This is a genomic window from Pantoea sp. AS142 (assembly GCF_037152305.1).
Classification (GTDB): domain Bacteria; phylum Pseudomonadota; class Gammaproteobacteria; order Enterobacterales; family Enterobacteriaceae; genus Pantoea.
Map to the genome: position 1 here is coordinate 54,443 of NZ_JBBCMO010000006.1, position 23,574 is coordinate 78,016.

The 23,574-nt window shown below is 54.4% G+C and carries 22 protein-coding genes; 10 read left to right on the top strand and 12 right to left on the bottom strand.

What is annotated here, in order from left to right; translation table 11 throughout:
* Nucleotides 1-94 precede the first annotated feature (94 nt).
* The gene (gene gorA, locus WFO64_RS12610; protein ID WP_337012162.1) at nucleotides 95-1,447 is read right to left on the bottom strand and encodes a glutathione-disulfide reductase; all 1,353 of its coding nucleotides are present in this window, start codon (nucleotides 1,445-1,447) and stop codon (nucleotides 95-97) included.
* A 128-nt stretch (nucleotides 1,448-1,575) separates the two neighbouring features.
* Between gorA and rnz the strand changes: the two genes are divergently transcribed.
* A complete protein-coding gene (rnz, locus tag WFO64_RS12615) occupies nucleotides 1,576-2,487 on the top strand; it encodes a ribonuclease Z (protein ID WP_337012164.1) in 912 nt (303 codons plus the stop codon).
* Here rnz and WFO64_RS12620 read toward each other — a convergent pair.
* Both WFO64_RS12620 and WFO64_RS12625 read right to left on the bottom strand, forming a co-directional pair.
* Nucleotides 2,484-3,302, bottom strand: a complete 819-nt coding sequence (locus WFO64_RS12620; RefSeq protein ID WP_337012166.1) for a CPBP family intramembrane glutamic endopeptidase — start codon at nucleotides 3,300-3,302, stop codon at nucleotides 2,484-2,486. The two genes, rnz and WFO64_RS12620, sit on opposite strands and share 4 nt — an antisense overlap.
* Before the next feature lie 60 nt (nucleotides 3,303-3,362).
* Nucleotides 3,363-4,205 carry a 23S rRNA (adenine(2030)-N(6))-methyltransferase RlmJ gene (locus tag WFO64_RS12625; protein WP_337012168.1) on the bottom strand — a complete coding sequence of 281 codons (843 nt, stop codon included), beginning with the start codon at nucleotides 4,203-4,205 and terminating at the stop codon, nucleotides 3,363-3,365.
* Nucleotides 4,206-4,643: 438 nt separating this feature from the next.
* Between WFO64_RS12625 and prlC the strand changes: the two genes are divergently transcribed.
* Nucleotides 4,644-6,686, top strand: a complete 2,043-nt coding sequence (prlC, locus tag WFO64_RS12630; protein ID WP_337012170.1) for an oligopeptidase A — start codon at nucleotides 4,644-4,646, stop codon at nucleotides 6,684-6,686.
* Nucleotides 6,687-6,694: 8 nt separating this feature from the next.
* Complete coding sequence (gene rsmJ, locus WFO64_RS12635; RefSeq protein ID WP_337012172.1) at nucleotides 6,695-7,453, top strand: 16S rRNA (guanine(1516)-N(2))-methyltransferase RsmJ; 759 nt, start codon at nucleotides 6,695-6,697, stop codon at nucleotides 7,451-7,453.
* A gap of 405 nt (nucleotides 7,454-7,858) precedes the next feature.
* Here the strand turns inward: rsmJ and uspA are convergent, their stop codons facing one another.
* On the bottom strand, nucleotides 7,859-8,296 hold the full coding sequence (gene uspA / locus WFO64_RS12640) for a universal stress protein UspA (protein ID WP_337012174.1): 438 nt from the start codon (nucleotides 8,294-8,296) through the stop codon (nucleotides 7,859-7,861).
* Between the two features lie 417 nt (nucleotides 8,297-8,713).
* Here uspA and uspB point away from each other — a divergent pair, with 417 nt between their 5' ends.
* Nucleotides 8,714-9,049, top strand: coding sequence for a universal stress protein UspB (gene uspB / locus WFO64_RS12645; protein WP_337012176.1), 336 nt, complete (start codon nucleotides 8,714-8,716; stop codon nucleotides 9,047-9,049).
* 36 nt (nucleotides 9,050-9,085) lie between these two features.
* Here the strand turns inward: uspB and pitA are convergent, their stop codons facing one another.
* Nucleotides 9,086-10,588 (bottom strand): inorganic phosphate transporter PitA, encoded by a 1,503-nt coding sequence (gene pitA, locus WFO64_RS12650; protein ID WP_337012489.1) that lies wholly within the window; start codon nucleotides 10,586-10,588, stop codon nucleotides 9,086-9,088.
* Between the two features lie 243 nt (nucleotides 10,589-10,831).
* On the opposite strand from pitA, the gene WFO64_RS12655 reads away from it, so the two are divergent.
* Nucleotides 10,832-12,016, top strand: coding sequence for an NAD(P)/FAD-dependent oxidoreductase (locus tag WFO64_RS12655; RefSeq protein ID WP_337012178.1), 1,185 nt, complete (start codon nucleotides 10,832-10,834; stop codon nucleotides 12,014-12,016).
* 7 nt (nucleotides 12,017-12,023) lie between these two features.
* Here WFO64_RS12655 and WFO64_RS12660 read toward each other — a convergent pair whose 3' ends face one another.
* Nucleotides 12,024-13,010, bottom strand: coding sequence for an aldo/keto reductase (locus WFO64_RS12660; protein ID WP_337012180.1), 987 nt, complete (start codon nucleotides 13,008-13,010; stop codon nucleotides 12,024-12,026).
* Between the two features lie 291 nt (nucleotides 13,011-13,301).
* Between WFO64_RS12660 and WFO64_RS12665 the strand changes: the two genes are divergently transcribed.
* Entirely contained in the window at nucleotides 13,302-13,499 is a 198-nt protein-coding gene (locus tag WFO64_RS12665) for a hypothetical protein (RefSeq protein ID WP_337012182.1), read from the top strand.
* Nucleotide 13,500: 1 nt separating this feature from the next.
* Nucleotides 13,501-14,328: a hypothetical protein gene (locus tag WFO64_RS12670; protein WP_337012184.1), complete on the top strand. Its 828-nt coding sequence runs from the start codon at nucleotides 13,501-13,503 to the stop codon at nucleotides 14,326-14,328.
* 35 nt (nucleotides 14,329-14,363) lie between these two features.
* Here the strand turns inward: WFO64_RS12670 and WFO64_RS12675 are convergent, their stop codons facing one another.
* Nucleotides 14,364-14,570: a hypothetical protein gene (locus tag WFO64_RS12675; protein WP_337012186.1), complete on the bottom strand. Its 207-nt coding sequence runs from the start codon at nucleotides 14,568-14,570 to the stop codon at nucleotides 14,364-14,366.
* 262 nt (nucleotides 14,571-14,832) lie between these two features.
* Between WFO64_RS12675 and WFO64_RS12680 the strand changes: the two genes are divergently transcribed.
* The gene (locus tag WFO64_RS12680; RefSeq protein ID WP_337012188.1) at nucleotides 14,833-15,510 is read left to right on the top strand and encodes an SDR family oxidoreductase; all 678 of its coding nucleotides are present in this window, start codon (nucleotides 14,833-14,835) and stop codon (nucleotides 15,508-15,510) included.
* Nucleotides 15,511-15,525: 15 nt separating this feature from the next.
* On the opposite strand, the gene WFO64_RS12685 is transcribed toward WFO64_RS12680, so the two are convergent.
* Nucleotides 15,526-16,914: a sugar porter family MFS transporter gene (locus WFO64_RS12685; protein ID WP_337012190.1), complete on the bottom strand. Its 1,389-nt coding sequence runs from the start codon at nucleotides 16,912-16,914 to the stop codon at nucleotides 15,526-15,528.
* Between the two features lie 270 nt (nucleotides 16,915-17,184).
* Here WFO64_RS12685 and WFO64_RS12690 point away from each other — a divergent pair, with 270 nt between their 5' ends.
* Nucleotides 17,185-17,844, top strand: a complete 660-nt coding sequence (locus WFO64_RS12690) for an epoxyqueuosine reductase QueH (protein ID WP_337012192.1) — start codon at nucleotides 17,185-17,187, stop codon at nucleotides 17,842-17,844.
* Here WFO64_RS12690 and WFO64_RS12695 read toward each other — a convergent pair whose 3' ends face one another.
* Nucleotides 17,845-18,345: an AraC family transcriptional regulator gene (locus WFO64_RS12695; protein WP_337012194.1), complete on the bottom strand. Its 501-nt coding sequence runs from the start codon at nucleotides 18,343-18,345 to the stop codon at nucleotides 17,845-17,847. It abuts the gene before it with no gap.
* Between the two features lie 345 nt (nucleotides 18,346-18,690).
* Here WFO64_RS12695 and WFO64_RS12700 point away from each other — a divergent pair, with 345 nt between their 5' ends.
* The gene (locus tag WFO64_RS12700) at nucleotides 18,691-19,713 is read left to right on the top strand and encodes an alpha/beta fold hydrolase (RefSeq protein ID WP_337012196.1); all 1,023 of its coding nucleotides are present in this window, start codon (nucleotides 18,691-18,693) and stop codon (nucleotides 19,711-19,713) included.
* A gap of 26 nt (nucleotides 19,714-19,739) precedes the next feature.
* On the opposite strand, the gene WFO64_RS12705 is transcribed toward WFO64_RS12700, so the two are convergent.
* The 3 genes from WFO64_RS12705 to proP all read right to left on the bottom strand — a co-directional run bounded on the left by WFO64_RS12705 (nucleotide 19,740) and on the right by proP (nucleotide 23,421).
* Nucleotides 19,740-20,708 carry a GGDEF domain-containing protein gene (locus WFO64_RS12705; RefSeq protein WP_337012198.1) on the bottom strand — a complete coding sequence of 323 codons (969 nt, stop codon included), beginning with the start codon at nucleotides 20,706-20,708 and terminating at the stop codon, nucleotides 19,740-19,742.
* Nucleotides 20,709-20,810: 102 nt separating this feature from the next.
* Complete coding sequence (hemB, locus tag WFO64_RS12710; protein ID WP_337012200.1) at nucleotides 20,811-21,788, bottom strand: porphobilinogen synthase; 978 nt, start codon at nucleotides 21,786-21,788, stop codon at nucleotides 20,811-20,813.
* A 127-nt stretch (nucleotides 21,789-21,915) separates the two neighbouring features.
* Entirely contained in the window at nucleotides 21,916-23,421 is a 1,506-nt protein-coding gene (gene proP, locus WFO64_RS12715) for a glycine betaine/L-proline transporter ProP (protein WP_337012202.1), read from the bottom strand.
* Between the last annotated feature and the right edge of the window lie 153 nt (nucleotides 23,422-23,574).

Here is a 23,574-nt window from a genome sequence, read left to right on the forward strand (position 1 = left end):
GCACTGCGGGATCGGTAAGCAGGGAGGGATTGATGGCAGCACAAAAAAGCAGGCGACCCGAGTCGCCTGTTCTGTTTCTGAAGCCCGCAGCGGCTTAACGCATCGTCACGAACTCTTCCGCTGCCGTCGGGTGGATCGCCACGGTGTTATCGAAGTCCTTTTTGGTGGCACCCATTTTCAGCGCCACGGCGAAGCCCTGCAGCATTTCATCCATGCCGAATCCGATACCGTGAATACCAACAATCTTCTCATCTGCACCCACACAGACCAGCTTCATGCGGCACGGCTGACGATGCTGAGTCACGGCAGTGTACATGGCGGTGAACGACGATTTGTAGACCTTCACCTGATCGTCGCCATACTGTTCGCGCGCCTGCGGCTCAGTGAGTCCCACGGTGCCAATCGGCGGATGGCTGAACACCACGGTCGGGATATTGCTGTAATCCAGATGCTCATCTGGCTTATTGTTAAACAGACGCTCAGAGAGACGACGGCCTGCGGCGACCGCGACCGGCGTCAGCTCAACCGCACCGGTGTTATCGCCCACGGCGTAGACGCCTGACACATTGGTGTTCTGGAATTTATCGACCTTGATGTAGCCTTTGTCATCCAGCGCCACGCCAGCGGCTTCGATATTGAGGTTGTCGTTGGCGGGCTCTCGGCCAATCGCCCACACCAGACAATCCACGGTATATTCACTGCCGTTTTCCAGCTGTAGCGTCAGACTGCCATCGCTGTTTTTAATTACCGCTTTAGGAACGGCTTCGGTGTGTAACGCCGGACCATCACTGTTCATCACTTCAACCAGCGTCTCGGTGAGCAGCGGATCGAAGCTGCGCAGCGGCGCGTGTTTACGGACGAACAGATGGGTTTCCGATCCCAGCGCGTTAACCACGCCCGCCAGCTCAACTGCGATGTAGCCCGCGCCGATCACCGCGGTGCGTTTTGGCAGCGCGTCCAGCTCGAAGAAGCCATCGGAATCAATGCCGTACTCCGCACCCGGAATAGAAGGGTGAACCGGACGACCGCCAGTGGCGATCAGAATATGGTTGGCCGTGATTATCTCGCCGTTGACTTCGACGCTGTGCGCATCAACAAACCGCGCAAAGCCCTTAATCACTTCAACATTGTTTTTACCCAGCACGTTGTCATAGGCGGTGTGGATGCGATCGATATAGGCGCTGCGGTTTTTCACCAGCGTGGCCCAGTCAAAGCGATTCACGGTGGTGTCGAAGCCATAATCCGGCCCATAGAGATGGATCGCTTCGGCGATTTGCGCCGCATGCCACATGATTTTCTTCGGCACGCAGCCCACGTTCACGCAGGTGCCGCCCAGCTCTTTCTCTTCAATCAGGGCACATTTCTGGCCATACATAGCCGCACGGTTAATTGAGGCGATGCCGCCGCTGCCGCCGCCAATGGCGAGATAGTCGAAATGTCGGGTCATTGAAGTATCCATCCGGTTGCATAAAAAATTGGGGTTGAGTGTAACGTTGCGGGTCGAAATGACGCAAAGTTTACGCCTATGATTGTAATAGGGTTCGGTTTTTTCACTTGCTTACAGGGAAGCATACTATGCACCTTACTTTTCTCGGCACCGGCGGCGGTGCGCCCAGCCTGCAACGCAACGTGACTTCGATTGCGTTTACCCGCGCGCTGAGTGGTGAAACCTGGCTGTTCGACTGTGGGGAAGGCACACAATTACAGTTTATGCGCTCCAGCCTGAAACCAGGCAAGCTGGATAAAATTTTCATCACCCATCTGCATGGCGATCATATTTTCGGGCTGCCGGGATTACTCACCAGCCGGTCAATGGCCGGGCTGACCACACCGTTGACGGTCTATGGCCCCAGGGGATTAAAAACCTTTGTTGAGACGGCGCTGTCGATCAGCGGTTCCTACACCGACTACCCGCTGAACATCATTGAAATTGAGGCGGGCTGGACGCTGGACGACGGTGAGTTTCGTATCAGTGCCTGGCCGCTGAGCCATCCGGTGGAGTGTTTTGGTTATCGCATTGAACAGCATGATAAACCCGGCCTGCTGGATGCCGCGCGTCTGAAAGCGGAAGGGGTGCCGCGCGGCCCGTGGTTTCAGCAACTGAAGCAGGGGGAATGTGTGACGCTGGAAAATGGGCGGGTAATCAACGGTGCTGACTACCTTGGCCCGGCGACACCCGGCAAAACGCTGGCGATATTTGGCGATACAGCGCCCACCGAGGTCGCGCTACAACTGGCGGCCAGCGTGGATCTCATGGTGCATGAAACCACGCTGGAGGCGGCGATGGTGGAAAAAGCCAACGGGCGCGGGCACTCCACCACCCTTCAGGCTGCCGAAGTGGCAAAACGCGCCGGGGCAAAAAGGCTGATCGCCACCCATTTCAGCTCCCGCTATCTGGCCAAAGATATGAGTCGCCTGCTGGCGGAGTGCCAGACGATTTTTCCCTGCACCGAGCTGGCCTCGGATCTGGCGGTATTCAATATTTAGTGATGCAGTACCGGATAGGTAAACAACAGCAGATGGGTGATATTAAGGGCAAAATGCAGGGCGGTCGCCAGCCATAAACGGCCGCTCCAGTGCCACGCCAGCCCGTAAAGTAGCCCGGCCAGGGTAGCGAAAATCACCAGCAGCACGCCGCCGCTCAGATGCACCAGACCAAACAGCAGCGAGCTCAGTAACAGCGCCGGTATGCCGCCCACTACCTGCTTTAATCGCTGCTGCAGATAGCCCCGGAACAGCGCCTCTTCCGCCAGCGCGACAAAGAACAGATTCGCCAGCATGAAGGCGCCCAGCCACGCCGGCGTGTGTCGCTCAAACGCTAATCCGCCCAGCAGCACCGCGCTACACAGCAGCAGTGGCACGGCGGCGATCAACGCCAGTGCGGCGGGTAGTCGATAGCGTGGTGGCGTGGCCGGCGCGCGAAACAGCGTTGGCAGGCAGGCCAGTAATACAAAAGGAATAAGCGCTTTATCGAAGTTAAACCCGAAGCTGAAAGGCACGCTGCGCGGTCCGGCCTGCACATTCTCTGCCTGAAGGGGGTTGTGAAAGCCTGGAAAAAGATGGAGGAGCAACCCGATGGCGATCAGCACCAGTAGCGCTTCGGTCAGCATTTGTCGTCGATGATGGTCACGGTCATAAATACGGAGTGCCACCACAGCGGCGGTGCCAGTAAACAGCAGCAGTGCTGGCCACGCTAACACGTCCTGATAAAAACCCAGCAGTGTGGCGAGCGCCAGTAATAATAATGCCAGCCGTCGGGCCGGTTGCAGCGCGGCTAGCGCGCCTGCCAGTATAATCCACATGGTAAAGACCTGGTACAACGCCGCAGCACCGGTCGTGAGCGGCGTAGAAGACAAAGAGAGTTATTCGGGTACGATTTGGTTAACCACGAAGTGGCCGGTACCAGCCGGAACCAGTTTCTGATGCAGCCACGGCAGCAGGGTATTCATCTGCTGGGCCAGCTTCCACGGCGGGTTAATCACGATCATGCCAGAGGCGGTCATGCCGCGCTGATCGCTGTCAGGACGGGCCGCCAGTTCGATCTGCAGAATATTGCGGATGCCGGTCGCTTCCAGGTCGCGCAGCATATGTTTGATCTGCTGGCGTAAAACCACCGGATACCACAGCGCAAAGACGCCGGTGCCAAAACGTTTATGGCCTTCCTGAATCCCTTTCACCACCGCCTGGTAGTCGCTTTTCATCTCATACGGCGGATCGATCAGCACCAGACCACGGCGTGACGGTGGGGGCAGTTTCGATTTTAGCTGCTGATAACCGTCGGCACGATCGACGCGCGCGCGGTTATCTTTACTGAACTCATTACGCAGCAGTGGGTAATCGCTGGAGTGCAGCTCAGTGAGTTGCAGTTTGTCATCTTCACGCAGCAGATGACGGGCGATCAGCGGCGAGCCGGGATAGTAACGCAGCACGGGGCCACGATTCAGCGCACTGATCGCATCAAAGTAGGGTTGCAGTAATTCCGGTGCATCGGGCTGCTGCCAGATGCGGGAGATGCCTTCCAGATATTCACCGGTACGCTCGGCGTGCTCGCCGCTGAGCTGATAGCGACCTGCGCCTGCATGGGTATCCAGGTAGAAAAACGGTTTTTCTTTCTCTTTCAGCGCCGTGATGATCAGACTCAGAACGGTGTGTTTCAGCACGTCGGCGTGGTTGCCAGCATGGAAGCTATGGCGATAACTCAGCATTGTTTATCCTGTTGTATGTATAAGGTTTTAATTGATGGAAAATCAATTTATACCAATTATTACCCCACGTATTACCCACAGAACGACGCACAGCAACCGACGCAGGAAAAGCATGAGAACCATTAAGCGGGCGATTATATCAGGGATGTCTCGCTGAGGGGCCAGAAGCGTGATAACAAATCGGGATTTTGGAACACAGCGCTAAGGGCGCCGTTCAGTTCGTGCCACGACGTCGCAGAAAGCAGCTGCAAAACCTGCCCTGCGCGCCAGTGATTCTCTTTGGCATAGGACAAAACCAGCCATCTTACGGGCTGCGATTAGCGCGTTTCTTCCCCACCTCGTCCTGGCTGCCATTGATTTTCGCTACACTAAGCCACATGTTACTTAGATTGCGTTGCGCGACCCGCTGCGCCCCATACATCCAAAAAGGACTGCGCTATGACCAATCCGCTACTGACATCTTTTACGCTTCCTCCTTTTTCTGCCATTAAGCCTGAACATGTGGTGCCTGCCGTGACGGAAGTGCTCAGCCAATGTCGCGCAGAAGTTGAAAAAGTCGTGGCGCAAGGTGCGCCTTATACCTGGCATAACCTGGTTCAGCCGCTGGCGGAAACGGACGATCGCCTGAGCCGTATTTTCTCACCGGTCAGCCACCTCAATGCGGTGAAAAACAGCCCGGAGTTGCGTGAAGCCTATGAGCAGACGCTGCCGCTGCTGTCTGAATACAGCACCTGGGTCGGTCAGCATGAGGGTCTTTATCAGGCGTATCGCAACCTGAAAGAGGGCGAGCAGTACGCTGCATTGGACCTGGCGCAGAAGAAAGCTGTCGACAACGCCCTGCGCGATTTTGAACTCTCCGGTATCGGTCTGCCAAAAGAGAAACAGCAGCGCTATGGCGAAATCGCCGCGCGTCTCTCCGAACTGGGCTCGGCTTACAGTAACAACGTGCTTGATGCCACTATGGGCTGGAGCAAGCTGATCACCGATGAAAGTGAGCTGGCCGGTATGCCGGAAAGCGCGATGGCGGCAGCTAAAGCACAGGCCGAGGCCAAAGAGCAGGAAGGCTGGCTGCTGACGCTGGATATCCCAAGCTATCTGCCGGTCATGACCTACTGCGACAATGCCGCGCTGCGTGAAGAGATGTATCGCGCCTATGCGACGCGCGCCTCGGATCAGGGTCCGAACGCCGGTAAATGGGATAACGGTCCCATCATGGCGGAAGAGCTGGCGCTGCGTCACGAGCTGGCACAGCTGCTGGGATTCGACTCCTACGCCGATAAATCGCTGGCGACCAAAATGGCGCAAAGCCCGTCTCAGGTGATCGACTTCCTCAATGACCTGGCTGAACGCGCCCGCCCACAGGGTGAGAAAGAGCTGGCGCAGCTGCGTGCTTTCGCGCAAAAAGAGCATGGCGTTGAGCAGCTGAATCCATGGGATCTCACCTATTACGGTGAAAAGCAGAAGCAGCACCTCTACACCATTAGCGATGAGCAGCTGCGTCCTTACTTCCCGGAAGCGCGTGCGGTCGCCGGTCTGTTTGAAGTAGTGAAACGTATTTATGGCATCAGCGCGAAGCAGCGTACCGACGTTGAGGTTTACCATCCTGACGTGAAGTTCTTCGATCTGTTCGATGAAACCGGCGAACTGCGCGGCAGCTTCTATCTTGATCTCTACGCCCGCGAGCACAAACGTGGCGGTGCCTGGATGGATGACTGCGTCGGCCAGATGCGTAAAGCCGATGGCAGCCTGCAGAAGCCGGTCGCCTACCTGACCTGTAACTTTAACCGTCCGGTGAAAGGCAAACCTGCGCTTTTCACCCATGACGAAGTGATTACTCTGTTCCATGAATTTGGTCACGGCCTGCACCACATGCTGACCCGCATCGAAGCGCCAGGTGTTTCCGGTATCAGCGGTGTGCCATGGGATGCTGTCGAACTGCCAAGCCAGTTTATGGAAAACTGGTGCTGGGAACCGGATGCGCTGGCCTTTATCTCCGGTCATTTTGAGACCGGCGAACCGTTGCCGAAAGAATTGCTGGATAAAATGCTGGCGGCGAAGAATTATCAGGCCGCGCTGTTTATCCTGCGTCAGCTGGAGTTTGGACTGTTTGATTTCCGCCTGCATACCGAATTTAATCCGGAGAAAGGCGCACAGATTCTGGAAACCCTGCGCGAAGTGAAAAGCCGTGTGGCGGTCGTACCTGGCCCGGAATGGGGCCGTTTCCCACACGCCTTCAGCCACATCTTTGCCGGTGGCTATGCGGCAGGTTACTACAGCTATCTGTGGGCGGACGTGCTGGCTGCAGATGCGTATTCCCGCTTCGAAGAAGAGGGCATCTTCAACCGTGAAACTGGCCAGTCGTTCCTGGATAACATCCTGACGCGCGGGGGGTCTGAAGAGCCGATGGCGCTGTTCAAACGCTTCCGTGGCCGTGAACCGCAGCTCGATGCGATGCTGGAACATTACGGCATTCAGGGATAAACCGGTTCGTGAAAATCTGTTTGCTCGATGAAACAGGCGCCGGAGACGGCGCCTTATCACGTTTAGCACAGTGCTGGCAGCTGGAGCACGATGAGGCTGCGCTGCTTGCCCTGGTGCAAACCCCGACACACCTTGAACTGCGCAAGCGTGATGAGCCAAAACTGGGCGGTATTTTTGTTGATTTCGTCACCGGCGCGATGGCGCATCGCCGCCGCTTTGGCGGTGGACGCGGCGAAGCCGTCGCCAAAGCGGTTGGCATTAAAGGGGGGTATCTGCCGGATGTCGTCGACGCCACCGCCGGGCTGGGGCGTGATGCGTTTGTGCTGGCGGCGCTGGGCTGCCGGGTGCGGATGCTGGAACGCCATCCGGTGGTCGCGGCCTTGCTGGAAGATGGATTGCAGCGCGGGTATCTGGATGCGGAAATTGGCCCCTGGCTGCGCGATCGCCTGACGCTGATTCATGCGGCCAGTGCGCAGGCGCTGGGCGATATCACACCGCCACCGGATGTGGTCTATCTCGATCCGATGTATCCCCATCGACAGAAAAGTGCGCTGGTGAAGAAGGAGATGCGGGTATTTCAGTCGCTGGTGGGGCCGGATGAAGATGCTGATGCATTACTGGAACCCGCCCGACGGCTGGCGAAGAAACGCATCGTAGTAAAACGACCCGATTATGCACCGCCGCTAGCAGGGGTTGTGACGCAGGCAGCTGTGGTAACCAAAAGTCATCGCTTTGATATTTATCCCCCGCTGGTTAATCATCTTTAAGAATGACTAAGCGTTTTTTGGTAAGCACGACGTTATGCGGCGACTTCAGATAATAATTTTCTGCGGTACCGCCCAATTAAGTGTTATTCGGAATGTTTATCGGAAACAAGCGTATCTATCCCGCCGTGACAATGAGCGGCTGATAAGGCAGTGATGTGACTTTTTTGTGATTAAGTAAAACGAGTTTCAGGGATAAGGGACTGTCTGAGTAGAGGGTTTTATGGGAGGGCATGTTTATGGCTGGGCTTAAATTCTTGGCAGAATGTTCTTCTCTTATATTTTCCTGACATTAAGATAATGTCTTTGTTTTTATTAATAGTTTGGCAATAGCAGCCAGTCGATCTGTCGAATGTCAGACTGTCTGAAATGAAAAAAGCCGGCTCACACCGGCTTTAATAACAGCGGCTACTCGTCGTCTGTATCGCGCAGCGGCACAATCAGCATGTCGATATGAACGGTGTTGATCAGCTGACGGGCTGAGGACATCAGCTTGCTCCAGAAATCCTGATGATGACCACACACCACCAGGTCAACGTCATACTTCTTAATCGCATCAACCAGGACCTGTCCAAGGTCGCCACTGCCGCTCAGCGTTTCACTGATCGGGTAGCCCGCCGCATCTGACAACTCTTTCAGTGCTGAATGGGTCTCTTCTGAGATACGCTTTTGCATATCCCCTAAGTTGACATCAATCAGGCCGGTGTAGAGGTCAGAGTAATTCACATCGACGTGAATAAGGGAAATTCTGGCATCGTACGGGCGAGCCAGCGATACGGCCTTATCCACCAGCAACTGGCTTTCGGGAGAAAGGTCTACTGCAATCAGGATATGTTTATAAGCCATGATAAAACTCCTTTCACGAGATTAAGGATGGCATCCGGTGTTCCTGCCGCGTCACAGCTTAGCAAAATCCTTTGCGTGAGCGGGCGATGAGCGCCACCAAAAGTGTCTACCTGCGTTGCAGGTGATGATGTTGTTATGTTCTGAGTATAGCCTTCTCTCACTGCAAATGCTGCCGTTGCCGCCTGGCTTATGAATAAGATCAAGGCTGTGTCAGATTTACTCGCACTGAACGAAAATCATCGTTGGAAAAAATGTAAAGATTTCTCCTACACTGAAAAAAGGCGGTCTGGTTCGCAGCCGTTCAGGGGGCCGAAAAACTTTCGCAGTCCGGTGATTCAGTGGCTGGTTGTTTCTGCAGGCGGACTCAGTGTCTGACGCTGGGTTTGTTGCTGCGATTCCAGCCGGGAGGGGGAGAATATGATCAACACTATTGCGCTTTTTTGGGCTCTTTGTGTGGTGTGTATCGTGAATATGGCGCGCTATTTTTCATCTCTGCGTGCGCTGCTGGCGGTATTACGGGGTTGTGATCCGCTGCTGTATCAGTATGTCGATGGGGCGGGATTTTTCACTTCTCACGGTCAGCCGAGCAAGCAGATGCGACTGGTCACTTATATCTGGGCAAAGCGCTATCTTGATCATCATGATGATGAGTTTATCCGGCGCTGCGAGCGGGTACGGGGGCAGTTTATGCTGACCAGTGCGCTGTGCGGGCTGGTGGTCACGAGTCTGGTGGCGTTGGCGATCTGGCATTAAAAAAGGGCGACGTGCGTCGCCCTTTTTTCGCTGGCATCACACCAGTTTTAAGGCAATCCAGTAGAGCGAACCTGACAGCACAATACAGACCGGCAGGGTGAATATCCACGCCATGGCGATGTTCTTGATGGTCCGGCTCTGTAACCCGCCACCATCGACCAGCATGGTACCGGCTACCGAGGAAGAGAGGATATGCGTGGTGGAGACAGGCATGCCGGTATAGCTGGCGACGCCAATCGACAGCGCGGCTGTCACCTGTGCTGACATTCCCTGTGCATAAGTCATGCCTTTTTTACCAATCTTCTCACCAATGGTGGTGGCAACACGACGCCAGCCAATCATGGTGCCAATGCCCAGCGCCAGCGCCACGGCAACAATAATCCAGATAGGCGCATACTCGATGGTGCCAAGCAGGTCGCTTTTCAGCTTATTGAGGAAACGTTTGTCATCGGGCGAAGTTTCCTGCAGACGGACCGCTTTATCGGCGGTATCCGAGATACACAGCAGCAGACGACGCATCTGACCGCGCTGATCAACTGTCAGCTGATCATAGCTCTGCAGGTTATTCAGCAACACCTGAGCACGGTGTACCGCCTGCAAAGCGCGCGTGCTGTCACAGTGGAACTCCTGCGGGCTGGTTGCTGGCACTTCTTCCGGTGTGGGTAGCTTTGGCGGTGCCATCTGGATGATGTGCGTTAGCGACGCGTTATGTTGCTGGTAATACTGCTCCAGATGATTGACCGCATCACGGGTTCGCGTGATGTCGTAACCGGAGGCATTGATATTCACCACGAAACCGGCTGGCGCTACGCCAATCAGTACCAGCATGATCAGGCCAATCCCTTTCTGACCGTCGTTCGCACCGTGCGAGTAACTTACACCAATTGCCGAAACAATCAGGGCGATACGGGTCCAGAACGGCGGCTTTTTCTTGCCGTCGATCTTCTCACGGTCAGCCGGCGTCATATGAATACGCGCACGCTTTTTGGTGCTGCTCCAGTAGCGACGCAGAATAAAGATTAAGCCGCCCGCCATTACCAGGCCGACAATCGGCGACAGGATTAGAGAGAGGAATATATTCAGCACTTTCGGGATATTAAGTGCATCCACTACTGAGGTTCCGCTCATCAGGGCATTGGTCAGACCAATACCAATAATGGCGCCGATCAGCGTATGGGAGCTGGAGGCTGGCAGACCGAGATACCAGGTGCCGAGGTTCCAGATAATCGCCGCCAGCAGCATAGAAAACACCATGGCGAGACCGTGAGCCGATCCAACATTTAACAACAGATCGGTGGGAAGCATATGAACAATAGCGTAAGCGACACTCAATCCACCGAGCAGCACGCCAAGGAAGTTGAATACACCCGCCATGACCACAGCAAGCTGGGCACGCATGGCACGCGTATAGATGACCGTCGCAACTGCGTTGGCCGTGTCGTGGAAACCGTTGATCGCTTCGTAAAACAATACAAACAGCAGGGCAAGAATCAATAACAGACTCGTACTGAGGTCTAGACCAGCAAACAGATGTAGCATAAACGTTACGCCATTTTGGGAGGACATGAACGCGGCGCATTATCCGCGACAACGTGCTGTATGGGAAAGGAAAATATAGCGTTAATTTACTCTTTAGTTGTAAGGCTTAAGGGTAAGTTAACGAAAAAGGGTTAGATATTAGACAGATACAATATGACACATTTACGGCAATTTTTTGATGCTGGCGTCTCAGTGAGCAGATCACTACAATTTGCGCCTTTCCAGTTAAGAGAGTGAACCGCAGTGGAACAGTTTGACGTTATCATCATTGGTGCCGGTGCCGCAGGGCTGTTCTGTGCCGCCCAGGCCGGACAGCGGGGACGTCGCGTGTTACTGCTGGATAACGGCAAAAAGCCGGGACGTAAAATTCTGATGTCTGGCGGCGGTCGCTGCAATTTCACCAATCTCTATACCGAACCGACGGCATATCTGTCGCACAATCCTCACTTCTGTAAATCGGCGCTGGCGCGTTATACCCAGTGGGATTTTATCGATCTGGTTAACCGCTACGGTATTGCCTGGCATGAGAAAACCCTGGGCCAGCTCTTCTGCGATGACTCCGCTCAGCAGATTGTCGATCTGCTGCTGGCCGAATGTGACAAGGGTAATGTGACGCTGCGACTGCGCAGTGACGTGCTCAGTGTTACGCGCGATGAAAGCGGCTACACCCTGCAACTCAACGGCAGCACGGTACAGGCGGAGAAGCTGGTTATCGCCAGCGGCGGTCTGTCGATGCCAGGTCTGGGTGCCTCGCCGTTTGGCTATAAAATTGCGGAGCAGTTCGGGCTGAGCGTCTTTCCGACGCGGGCGGCGCTGGTACCCTTTACCCTGCATAAGCCGCTGCTGGAGCAGTTGCAGACGCTGTCAGGTGTCGCGCTGGAGACCACCATCGACGCGCAGGATGGCACCCGCTTCAAAGAGGCGATGCTGTTCACCCATCGCGGCCTCTCCGGCCCGGCGGTGTTGCAAATCTCCAGCTACTGGCTGCCCGGTGAGTTCGTCACCATTGACCTGTCGCCTGCTACCCCACTAGAGGCGTTTCTCACGGCCCAACGCGAAGCACACCTGAATCTGAGCCTGAAAAACAGCCTGGCAAAAATCCTGCCGAAACGTCTGGTGGAAGTGCTGCAGGCGCTGAAAGTGGTACCGGATATCACCCTGAAGCAGCTCAACAGCAAACAGCAAACTGAACTGGCGCAGACGCTGCATGCCTGGCGCATTCAACCAAATGGTACGGAAGGATATCGTACTGCTGAAGTGACGCTGGGCGGCGTTGATACCACGCAACTCTCCTCGAAAACGATGGAGGTGCGTGCGGTGCCGGGGCTTTACTTTATTGGTGAAGTGGCCGATGTCACTGGCTGGCTGGGCGGATACAACTTCCAGTGGGCCTGGAGTTCCGCCTGGGCCTGCGCCCAGGCGTTGTAATGCGTATTTACCAGCGCTGATGCACATGGGGGGCGATCTTCTCCCGATAGATCTGCTTCAGCGCCGTCATCGTATCAGCGGAGAGCGCCTCGACGTTGCTGGCACGGGCATTGGCTTCAGCCTGTTCGCGGTTTTTCGCGCCAGGAATCACCACGCTGACATCCTCGTTCATCAGGATCCAGCGCAGCGCAAGCATCGCCATGGTGGTGTCGCCCGAGACAAAACGCCGAATCTCCTCAACTGCTTCCAGCGCCACCTCATACGGCACGCCGGAAAACGTCTCTCCCTTATCGAACGCTTCGCCATTACGGTTAAAGGTGCGGTGATCGTCGGCGGCAAACACGCTGTCGGCGCGCATTTTACCGGTCAGCAGGCCTGAAGCCAGCGGTACACGGGCGATGATCGCCACATCACGGCGTTTCGCTTCATGCAGCAGGAGTTCAGCCGGACGCTGGCGGAAAATGTTGTAGATCAGCTGAATCGACGAGACGTTTGGAAATTCCAGTGCCTTCAGACCTTCTTCTACTTTCTCAACGGATACGCCGTAGTGACGGATTTTTCCGGCGGCGACCATCTCATCCATCTCCGCAAACACGTCCGGGTTGTAATAGACCTCGCTGGGCGGGCAATGCAACTGCACCAGATCCAGCGTGTCGGTTTGCAGATTTTCCCGCGAACGATCGATAAAGGCGTTGAGATTTTCAGTGTTGTAACCGTCAGCCACGTGGGGTGAGAGGCGACGCCCCAGCTTAGTTGCCACAAAAGGGCGTTCCCCGCCACGCTGATTCAGGACCTCAGCAATGATTTTTTCGGATCGACCATCGCCATACACATCGGCCGTATCAATAAAGGTGATGCCGGCATCCAGTGCAGCATTCAGCGCGGCTTTGGCATCCTCCAGACTCACTTCCCCCCAGGTTCCGCCAATGGCCCATGCGCCAAAGCCAATTTCGGAGACGCGCTGACCGGTACGGCCCAGTGTTCGTAGTTTCATGCAAACCTTCCTCGATGCGTTTCAGACAGGGTGACAGTAAGCGGCTAACCCTTGAGCTTAGCGCTTCCCGGCTCAGAGGCGATCAGGCGTTGTCGCAGGCCAGCCCGATAAAATACGACTCTGCTACTCCAGACTGTTGGTTACGTTGAAGATTTCGGCGAAAAACGGTATCGCAAGGGCGACTCCCGCTTCATTAATTAATTGATTTTAAGAAATTTCACCTGAAATTAAACGGGCGAGAGTGTGGATTCAGTCACATACTTCAATTTTCAGGTCAATAAGTGGATCGCTATGTTTAAAGTTTTTAAGTCGGTCTTTGCCAGTCCCGAGAAGTTTCTGCAGATTATGACCCGTCAGGATATCAACGACTCAATCGCTGAAGGTGAGCGCATCATTATTGATGAGAATGGCAATATCTCGGTCAACACGCTGAGCGAGGACGTACACGAAGATTTTGCCCGCCATGTGAATACGTTAAAGGGAGTATAAGGTGGGTACCGCAATATTTATGGTGTTGATGGTCAGTGGTTACTGGTACACCAGTCGCGATTTAAACAGCCGCTTTAAAATCCGTCGCTCGTCGGGTTGGGATGTCTATTTCCTGGTCGCGCTTTACGGCTGTATTTTTGTTCTGCAGGGTGTGTTTGTCACCGGCATCGTCTGGTTACTGCTGCTTTGTGTCTCCGGCATCGCCAATGCTGTCCAGATGATCCCCGGCGTGCATCTGAAGTGGCAGGTGGAGTTTATGAACTGGAGCTTCCTGGGTATCCAGGCGCCGGTCGTGATCATGCTCGCCTTTGCCATTCTGCTCTGCCTCTATCGCTCAAACTGGGCGGGCAGTGCTCGACTGAACGTTTCAGGTCGTAAAGACCTCTATCAGCGACTGTCTCGCTCCAATGGTGTTGAACAACTGCTGTTTCAGTGCATGGAAGAGGGCGAACTGGCATGGATTACATTGAAGTCGCGCCGCATTTACATCGGCATGGTTCATGCCTCAACCTTTGAATATGATAGCACCAAAAACATCGTGCTGATTCCGATGCTGAGCGGATACCGCGACAGCAAGACGCTGAAGCTGGCGGTGGAACATAACTACAGCAAGTGGTACGCCGAGCATGGCATCATGCTTGACTCTAAGCCCAAAGATGCGATGTCGTTTCGGAAAGTCATCATGGTTGACCAGATTGAAAGTCTGTCATTGTTCGACCCGGCCAGTGCAACCGCGCTTTCGATGGGACATCCGCAGGAGGTGGAGAAGAGTCCGGGTAACGATGACGGCGACAGCCCGGATGATAAAAGCCGGGACGCGCCGGGTTAAGAAAGCGCAATATTTCCCCTGATGACATGGCTTCATCAGGGGGAAACCCCTCCCACCTCACACCCTATTTTCTGCGATCCACAGCCGACATACGACTTTATCCGCCTGATACCCACCCGGTTGATAGCCAGTTTCGGATGACGCAGCATCAGATCAATCGTTAAGCGGGCGTGCTGATGCAGGGTAAACGCCACTTCATCATTCAGCACCCGATCGACCGTCGCCATCCCGACGCCCGCCATTTTGTCCCCCTAAGGAGAGCTTTTTTATTCAGACTCCACGCGAAAAATGGCAAGTTTATTGCTGCCCGCCTGCCAGATTGCCTGTCACTTCCAACTAATTGAAATTAAAAAATAATGCGACTTAATAATGGAAAGTGATCAACAGCGCTGTACCGGGGCGGTTTTACCTGCCGTGCGGTCGTCAGACTAAAAAGCAAAGCTGGCCGCTGCCTGGGCGGATTAACCGTTAAGCTTGTGATGAGCGAATCAACGAGGAGTATGTATGGCTCAGCAAAAAGAGGTTCTGATTATTGGTGCTTCACGCGGTATCGGTCTGGCGGTGACGCAGGCGTTTGCCGGTGAGGGCTGGCAGGTCACAGCTACTCACCGCAGTGGCATCCCGGAGCAGGGCAACCGGCCAGAAATATACTGGCATACGCTGGACATGACTCAGTCATCAGCGGTTCAACAGCTTGCCAGCCAGCTCAGTGGTAAGTCGTTCGATGCGATTCTGATCAACGCCGGAATTTCCGGGCCTGCACACCAGACGCTGACGCAGAGCGACGATCAGGAACTGGCGCAACTGTTCCTGACCAATGCGATAGCACCGGTTCGCAGTGCAGAGATTTTGCTGCCGCTGTTGAAGCCGGATGGCGTACTGGCACTGACCTCATCCCAGCTCGGCAGCCTGAATGAAAATCCGGATGCGCAGATGCCGATTTACGCGGCCAGCAAAGCCGCACTGAATATGCTGAGCCGAACGCTGAGAACGGCAACAGAAGCGCAGAGCGGAACACTGCTTACGCTGCACCCCGGCTGGGTGAAAACGGATATGGGCGGCGAGAGCGCGCCTCTGACGGCAGAGGAGAGCGCAGCCGGTATCGTTCAGCAGCTGACCCACTGGCGCGGTCGCGGGGGCCATCACTACGTCGACTACGCCGGCCAGCAACTGCAATGGTAAGCTGATGCGGGGCAGTTACGCCCCGATGTCACGTAGCGCTTTGCCCTTCATCAGGTTGCGTTCAATATGCTCCAGCGTCACATGTTTGGTCTCTGGTACCAGCATCAGCGTCAGCACGATAAACACCAGGTTAAGCACGCCGTAGAACCAGAAGGTGTTGGCATTACCCAGCTGATCCAGCATGGTCAGGAAGGTGGCGCCCACGATCATATTGCCGACCCAGTTGGTAGTGGTGGAGGCGGTAATGCCGAAGTCACGCCCTTTCAGCGGCTGAATCTCTGAACAGAGCAGCCAGATCACCGGTCCGGCTGCCATCGCAAAGCCGACGATGAACATCAGCAGCATCACGACAGCAAAGTATTTGTGGAAATCTGTTTCAACGCCCATGTGCAACAGCGTTCCCAGCACGCCCATGCCAACCGCCATTACCAGAAAACTGGTGGTGAGCATCGGTTTGCGACCCCAGCGATCGACAAAAAAGATCGCAATCAGTGTTGCCAGCATGTTGACCAGCCCGACAATCACCGTGCCCCACATCTGCTCACTGGTGCTGGAGAAGCCGGCAATATTGAAGATTTTGGGTGCGTAATACATCACCACATTCATGCCGGTAAATTGCTGCATAATCTGTAGCAGCATTCCCAGCCACACCGCGCGGCGGAAATTGCCATTGAAACGGAACAGCGACCAGCCGCGCTGCTTCACCTGCAGGCTTTCACGAATCTCTTCCAGCTCCTGCCGGGCCTGTTCGCTGCTGTTGCGCAGCCGATCCAGCACCCGCTGCGCCTCGTTAAAGCGTCCATGCGCTGCCAGCCAGCGCGGGCTGTTGGGCAGGAACAGCACGCCGACAAACAGGATCACCGCCGGAATGGCGATAACGCCGAGCATCCCGCGCCAGTTTCCGCTGTAGCTGAACGCGGTATCGGAGAGATAGGCGACCACGATGCCGGTGGTCAGCATCAGCTGATACATTGAAATCATTGAGCCACGAATACGTTCAGGTGCAATCTCCGCCAGATAGAGCGGCGCAGTGTAAGAGGCAATCCCCACCGCCAGACCCAGCATCACGCGGGCACAGACCAGCGACGCCACATCGGGTGAAAAGGCTGACCAGAGTGAGCCAATCACAAACAGCGTCGCCCCCGCCAGCATACTTTTCTTACGCCCCAGCTTTGATGACATCCAGCCCGCCGCCAGCGCGCCCAGCGCCGCGCCGAACATCATCGAACTCACGACCCACTCCTGCTGATGATTCGTGATCTGCAAATCCTTCGCCAGAAACGGCAAGGCACCTGCAATGACGCCAATATCCAGACCAAACAGCAAGCCGGACAGTGCAGCCATAAAACAGACGAACCAGGTAAAACGGTTCTGTTGATTTCCCGATTTTTTTGCCGCGCCCATGCGAGTCTCCTTGCGGTGGTGCAATGTCAGTATTGTTAATATTATGTAAACATAGTCGCTATCAATGTGTGTCCGATCACACTTCCGACCCTCACCAGGAGGACGCTGGCATTGCAATGAAAAGATAGCCTTAGAGAGCCGCAGGCTGATGCAGCAGGGAGAAACAGCACAGAGGCACGATTACGAAAAACAGGACGCGTCAGGTCAGATTTTGCAACTGCCCGCCTGCGGCATTACACTGCCGCTTTCTGCTATTGATTGAAGGTACTTATGTCTGAACCTTACCAGCGTCAGCCGCTGCCTTTACCGGGTGGTCATAACAAAGTCCTGCTGCACTCCTGTTGCGCACCCTGTTCGGGGGAGGTGATGGAAGCGATGCTGGCATCCGGCATTGAATACACTATTTATTTCTACAATCCGAATATTCATCCGCTCAAAGAGTATGAGCTGCGCAAAGAGGAGAATATTCGTTTTGCCGAAAAATTTGGCGTGCCGTTTGTGGATGCTGACTATGACCGGGATAACTGGTTTGAGAGGGCGCGTGGGTTGGAGTGGTCACCGGAAAGGGGTGAACGCTGCACCATGTGCTTTGATATGCGCTTTGAGCGTACGGCACTCTATGCCCATGAGAACGGATTTCCAGTGATGACCAGTTGCCTGGGTATTTCGCGCTGGAAAGATATGAAGCAGATTAATAGTTGCGGTGTACGCGCAGCGGCCGCTTATCCGGATCTGCTTTACTGGGAGTTTAACTGGCGTAAAGGCGGCGGGTCAGCGCGTATGATTGAAATCAGCAAGCGCGAGAGCTTCTATCAGCAGGAATATTGTGGCTGTGTCTATTCACTTCGCGACACCAATCGTCATCGCGTCACCCAGGGACGTGAGCGTATTCAGATTGGTGTGCAATATTACCAGCCGGATGAATCCTGATTAACCCCTATCGCATAAAGCGTCGGCCTGCGAATAACCGCGCGTTGAGAGCGTAACAGGCCGGGCTGTTACGCCACAACGCTGATTGTCGCATCCAGGCCGCACGTAACTGCAGAGCTGACAGGGATTATCAACGCCGGCCATCTGCTGTGGCGCTTCGTCGTTAAGCAGACGTTTACGACAGGCACTTGGGGTACACCCCATAATCTGCTTAAAAGAGCGCGTAAAGGATTGCTGGCTTTCAAAATGGTATTTCAGCGCCAGACTGATTATGGGCGTCCGGCTGTTTTTTAAATCATTGATACTGGCGTTAAGTTTTTTCTTACGAATATAACGCGCCAGCGTTTCATTATGATAACGGGCAAAAAGTTTTTGCAAGTACCACTTCGAGTAGCCTGCCTTTTCTGCAATATCATCAACACTTAAACGCTGATCCAGATTATTATCAATCCACTCAGTGATAGAGACGATCACGCTTTCGTTATATTTATTTTCGCTCATAGAAACCCCTGTTTAATTTAGGAGGATTCTAAAGAAGTTATCTTAATGTGCTTATTCGTTGCGTAAAGATTTTTCAATATTTGAATCGTTATCTCTAACGATTTCCATTGAACATCATTTTTTAATGCAAAAGACGAATTGTGATTAATCTGTTGTTAATTGCGGGTGAATGGATGATTCTGCCTGAGCAGATGATACTAATTAAAACGGGGTATTACTCCGCTGTCAGACTCAGAGTTAATCCTGTCAGCGTCCATGTAATCAGGGCTATGGCATTGCTCATCAATAGATTTTTGGCGGCGACATGCCAGGCTTAAGACTCACTTTTAACCTGGAGAACCCCGGATGAGCCCGACATACGTGTTGAAAAAACCGCTTGCCGCTTTGCTCACCTCGCTGGCTGTATTTGCTCATGCACCTGCCAGTGTCACGCCGGTTTATGGCGAACAGCTGGAAGGATTTCAATACCCCTATCCACTGCAGCATTTCGATTTTCAGTCCCAGCAGCAACCGCTGAGCATGGGCTATATGGATGTGAAACCGGCGCAACGGACCAACGGCAAAACCGTGGTGTTGATGCACGGTAAAAATTTCTGTGGCGCGACCTGGGAAGAGACCATCCGCGCACTGACTCAGCAGGGATATCGCGTTATCGCACCCGATCAGATTGGCTTCTGCAGCTCGACCAAGCCTGCCAGCTATCAATATAGCTTTCAGCAACTGGCAGAAAATACCCATCAGCTGCTCGCCCGGCTGGGTGTAGATAAGGCGGTGATTATTGGGCACTCCACTGGCGGGATGCTGGCAACCCGTTATGCGCTGATGTATCCGGAACAGACGCAGAAGCTGGTGCTGGTCAACCCGATTGGACTGGAGGACTGGAAAGCTAAAGGCGCACCATGGCGCTCTGTGGATCAGTGGTATCAGCGCGAACTTAAACTCAGCGCAGAGGGCATTAAGAAATATGAGCAGCAGACCTACTATGTGGGGCGCTGGAAACCCGAATATGACAAGTGGGTTGATATGCTGGCCGGACTCAACAGCGGGCCGGGTCACCAGAAGGTGGCATGGAACTCCGCCTTAATCTACGACATGATCTTCACTCAGCCGGTATTGTATGAATTCGGCGATTTGAACGTGCCCACCACTCTGATAATCGGTACCTCAGACACCACGGCCATCGGCAGCGATCTCGCCTCTGCGGAAGTTAAAGCGCGACTCGGTGATTATGCGGTACTGGGGAGAGAAGCCGCAAAACGCATTCCGGGCGCGCGGTTAATCGAATTCCCCGGCATGGGGCATGCGCCGCAGATGGAAGAACCGGCGAAGTTTAATCAGACGTTGCTCGACGATCTGGCTCGGCTCTGAGCCGTCAGGCGCGGCGGCGCCTGATCTTACAGCGCCACGCGTTTCTGCTTTTTACTGAGGTACATCTGTTCATCGCTGTCGTGCAACAACTGCTCCAGTGATTGTGGATGCGCCGCGTCAAATTCCACTATGCCGGAAGAGAATTGCAGGTGGTAGCGACGATTCAGACTGATCGACTGCTGACGTAAATAGCGGGCAAACTGCTGTAACAATGCTTCGCTCTGCTGCTGCTGCAAGCCATTGAAGAGCACCACAAACTCATCGCCGCCCAGGCGGGCAAACAGATCGGAATGCTTGAACACCACTTTCATCGCATCGGCAAAGTCCATCAGCGCACGGTCGCCTTCACGATGGCCGAGCGTGTCATTAATTTGCTTAAATTTGTCGAGATCGAGAAAGGTCAGGCAGGCGGGCCGGTGTTTCATCCGGCACTCATTCAACACCATCTGTCCCAGGGTCATAAAACCGCGGCGATTGGTAATCTGCGTCAGTTCATCACAGGTGGCGGTCTGAAAGGCCACCAGTTCCGCTTCGGCCATGGCGGCCAAATCGCGCATCGTGGCCTGATCCTCTTCATTAAACTGCCGTGGTTCACGACCAATAATACAGAGTGTCCCCATTTTGGCCCCGCCTGGCGCCCGCAGCGGGCAACCCGCATAAAAGCGAATGTGCGGCTCACCGGTAACCAGCGGATTATCATGAAAACGCGCATCTTTGCGCGCATCTTCAACAATCATGATCTCATCCTGCAGGATGGCATGGCCGCAAAATGAGATGTTGCGGGGCGATCCTTTGGGTTCATAGCCCTGAGCGGATTTAAACCACTGATGGTCAGCTTCCAGCAGGCTGACTACTGCGATAGGAACGTCATACAGGCGGCGCGCCAGGCGGGTTAAACGATCAAAGCGTTCTTCCGCTGGGGTATTCATTATGTTCAGCGCACGCAACTGCGATAAACGTTTTGCCTCGTCGGCAGCGATTTCAGGTGCTTTCATCACAGAGCCCTTTATTTTTTAGCTGAAGCCAGGTTCTGGTGTTTGCCTCACGGCGAAGAAGAAGAGCGTGACATAGCCATCACGCTCTTTATGAGGAGGGGATCAGAGCACTTTTTGTTCGGCGAGATCAAGGGCGAAATAGCTGAAAATCAAGTCTGCACCGGCGCGTTTAATTGCACCAAGACTTTCCAGCACCACATTACGCTCATCAATGGCACCGGCCTGTGCTGCAAATTTGATCATCGCGTATTCGCCACTCACCTGATAAGCCGCCAGCGGCAGTTCGGTGCGTTCACGGATGTCACGCAGGATATCCAGATAAGCGCCTGCCGGCTTCACCATCAGTGAATCTGCGCCCTGCGCTGCATCAAGCAGGGATTCACGGATCGCTTCGCGGCGGTTCATCGGATTCATCTGGTAGGTTTTACGATCGCCTTTCAGCGCCGTTCCGGCCGCTTCCCGGAAAGGGCCATAGAACGATGAAGCAAATTTGGTGGAGTAAGACATGATGGCGGTCTGGGTGAAGCCGGCCGCGTCGAGTGCCCGGCGAATCGCCTCGACCTGACCATCCATCGCCGCTGACGGGGCGATGAAATCTGCACCGGCTGCTGCGGCCACTACCGCCTGCTTACCCAGGTTTGCCAGGGTTGCATCGTTATCGACGCCGTGATCACAGAGCACGCCACAGTGGCCGTGGCGGGTGTATTCACAAAAGCAGGTGTCAGACATCACGATCATCTCCGGCACGGTATCTTTGCAGATGCGGGACATACGTGCCACCAGACCGTTTTCTTTCCAGGCATCGCTGCCGGTGGCATCGGTGTGGTGCGAAATACCAAAGGTCATCACCGAGCGGATGCCCGCGTTGGCGATGCGCTCAATCTCATACGCGAGGCGTTTTTCCGGGATACGCATGACGCCAGGCATCGCCTGAATCGCCTTGTAATCGTCCACTTCTTCTTCAACAAAGATGGGCAGAGCCAGGTCGTTCAGGCTCAGGGAGGACTCCTGAAACATTTCACGCATTGAGGCGCTGGTGCGCAATCTTCTTGGGCGCTGGATAAGGGAATAATCAGACATTTTCATTCTTATGCAGGTGAAAAAAGTGACAACAGTTTACTCCCTTTGCCCGCGAGGTATGAAGGTTTGTGTGCGGTAAGGAGAGGGGAGAAGGACTCTCCCGCCGGGCGACGGGAGAGCAGAACGGTTACTCGTTGATATCCGGATGCTGCTGCACCAGGTTTTTACGTTTCGCTTCCAGGCGGGCGATCTCTTCGTCGATATCTTCGATTTTGTGCTCGATATTATCGTGATGCTCCTGGAGAATTTCGCGCGCTTCTTCCATATCCGAGGCGGCTGGTGTGGCACCTTTCAGTGGCTTGTTAGCCGTCTCTTTCATGAACAGACCGGTAACCAGACCAATAATCGCCACGACCATCAGATAGTAGGCTGGCATGTAGAGGTTACTGGTGGTTTCCACCAGCCAGGCGGCCAGGGTGGGCGTCAGACCGGCAACCAGTACCGAGATGTTAAACGCACTGGCCAGCGCACTGTAGCGGATGTGCGTCGGGAACATCGCAGGCAGTGACGAAGCCATGACACCGGTAAAGGCGTTGAGGATCACCGCCAGAAGCAGCAGACCCGCAAAAATCAGGCCCAGCACGCTACTGTTGATCATCATGAAGGCGGGAATTGAGAAGACCAACAGGGCAATACTGCCGATGATAACAAACGGGCGACGGCCGAAACGGTCACTCATCATGCCGATCATTGGCTGGACAAACAGCATACCGATCATGATAGCGATGATAATCATCACGCCATGATCTTCGCTGTAGTGCAGGTTATGTGACAGGTAACTCGGCATGTACGTCAGCAACATATAGTAGGTGACGTTAGTGGCGATAACCAGACCAACACAGGAGAGCAGGCTGCGCCAGTGCTTTGTCGCAATCTCTTTAAACGAGACCTGCGGGCCATCCTGCAGGCCTTCGCGGTCGCCCTGTTCCAGTTTGTCTACGTGCTGCTGGAATGCCGGGGTCTCTTCCAGCGCATGACGCAGGTAAAGACCGATAATGCCCAGCGGCAGCGCAACGAAGAACGGCAGACGCCAGCCCCACTCAAGGAAACTCTCTTCACCGATAATGGAGGAAATCAGGACCACCAGGCCCGCACCAAGCACAAAGCCCGCTATCGAACCGAAGTCGAGCCAGCTTCCCATAAAGCCGCGTTTACGGTCAGGCGAGTATTCGGCCACAAAGATTGAGGCACCGGTATATTCACCGCCCACCGAGAAGCCCTGAGCCATCTTCGCTAACAGCAGCAAAATGGGAGCCCAGATGCCGATGGAGGCATAGGAAGGTATCAGGCCGATACAGAAGGTACTGACCGACATGATGATGATGGTAATAGAGAGAATTTTCTGACGACCATACTTGTCGCCCAGCATACCGAAGAAAAGACCACCCAGCGGACGGATCAGGAAAGGCACTGAGAAGGTTCCCAATGCGGCAATCATCTGCACACCTGGCGACGCATCCGGGAAGAAGACTTTACCCAGCGCATAGGCCACAAAGCCATAAACACCGAAGTCGAACCACTCCATCGCGTTACCCAGCGAGGCTGCGGTGATGGCTTTACGTAAACGGGTATCATCGATGATAGTGACATCATCGATCCCAATTGGTTTTACACGCTTCCTACGCAATTTCATAGAATTACCCTGTAATGGAACACGAAAGTCCTCAACGGCGCGAGCCGTGGTGAATCAGTCAGACCGCTGCGTTGAGAAATTTAAGCATAGCCTCAAATAAGCGCTGTTTTTGCGCCGGCTGACACAATAATTACTGTTGTGATTATTGCGAAC

Bases quoted from the DNA above. Each gene is read 5' to 3' on its own strand.
- gorA (WP_337012162.1), bottom strand. From the start codon at position 1,447: ATGACCCGACATTTCGACTATCTCGCCATTGGCGGCGGCAGCGGCGGC.
- rnz (WP_337012164.1), top strand. From the start codon at position 1,576: ATGCACCTTACTTTTCTCGGCACCGGCGGCGGTGCGCCCAGCCTGCAA.
- WFO64_RS12620 (WP_337012166.1), bottom strand. From the start codon at position 3,302: ATGTGGATTATACTGGCAGGCGCGCTAGCCGCGCTGCAACCGGCCCGA.
- WFO64_RS12625 (WP_337012168.1), bottom strand. From the start codon at position 4,205: ATGCTGAGTTATCGCCATAGCTTCCATGCTGGCAACCACGCCGACGTG.
- prlC (WP_337012170.1), top strand. From the start codon at position 4,644: ATGACCAATCCGCTACTGACATCTTTTACGCTTCCTCCTTTTTCTGCC.
- uspA (WP_337012174.1), bottom strand. From the start codon at position 8,296: ATGGCTTATAAACATATCCTGATTGCAGTAGACCTTTCTCCCGAAAGC.
- uspB (WP_337012176.1), top strand. From the start codon at position 8,714: ATGATCAACACTATTGCGCTTTTTTGGGCTCTTTGTGTGGTGTGTATC.
- pitA (WP_337012489.1), bottom strand. From the start codon at position 10,588: ATGCTACATCTGTTTGCTGGTCTAGACCTCAGTACGAGTCTGTTATTG.
- WFO64_RS12660 (WP_337012180.1), bottom strand. From the start codon at position 13,010: ATGAAACTACGAACACTGGGCCGTACCGGTCAGCGCGTCTCCGAAATT.
- WFO64_RS12665 (WP_337012182.1), top strand. From the start codon at position 13,302: ATGTTTAAAGTTTTTAAGTCGGTCTTTGCCAGTCCCGAGAAGTTTCTG.
- WFO64_RS12675 (WP_337012186.1), bottom strand. From the start codon at position 14,570: ATGGCGGGCGTCGGGATGGCGACGGTCGATCGGGTGCTGAATGATGAA.
- WFO64_RS12680 (WP_337012188.1), top strand. From the start codon at position 14,833: ATGGCTCAGCAAAAAGAGGTTCTGATTATTGGTGCTTCACGCGGTATC.
- WFO64_RS12685 (WP_337012190.1), bottom strand. From the start codon at position 16,914: ATGGGCGCGGCAAAAAAATCGGGAAATCAACAGAACCGTTTTACCTGG.
- WFO64_RS12690 (WP_337012192.1), top strand. From the start codon at position 17,185: ATGTCTGAACCTTACCAGCGTCAGCCGCTGCCTTTACCGGGTGGTCAT.
- WFO64_RS12695 (WP_337012194.1), bottom strand. From the start codon at position 18,345: ATGAGCGAAAATAAATATAACGAAAGCGTGATCGTCTCTATCACTGAG.
- WFO64_RS12700 (WP_337012196.1), top strand. From the start codon at position 18,691: ATGAGCCCGACATACGTGTTGAAAAAACCGCTTGCCGCTTTGCTCACC.
- WFO64_RS12705 (WP_337012198.1), bottom strand. From the start codon at position 20,708: ATGAAAGCACCTGAAATCGCTGCCGACGAGGCAAAACGTTTATCGCAG.
- hemB (WP_337012200.1), bottom strand. From the start codon at position 21,788: ATGTCTGATTATTCCCTTATCCAGCGCCCAAGAAGATTGCGCACCAGC.
- proP (WP_337012202.1), bottom strand. From the start codon at position 23,421: ATGAAATTGCGTAGGAAGCGTGTAAAACCAATTGGGATCGATGATGTC.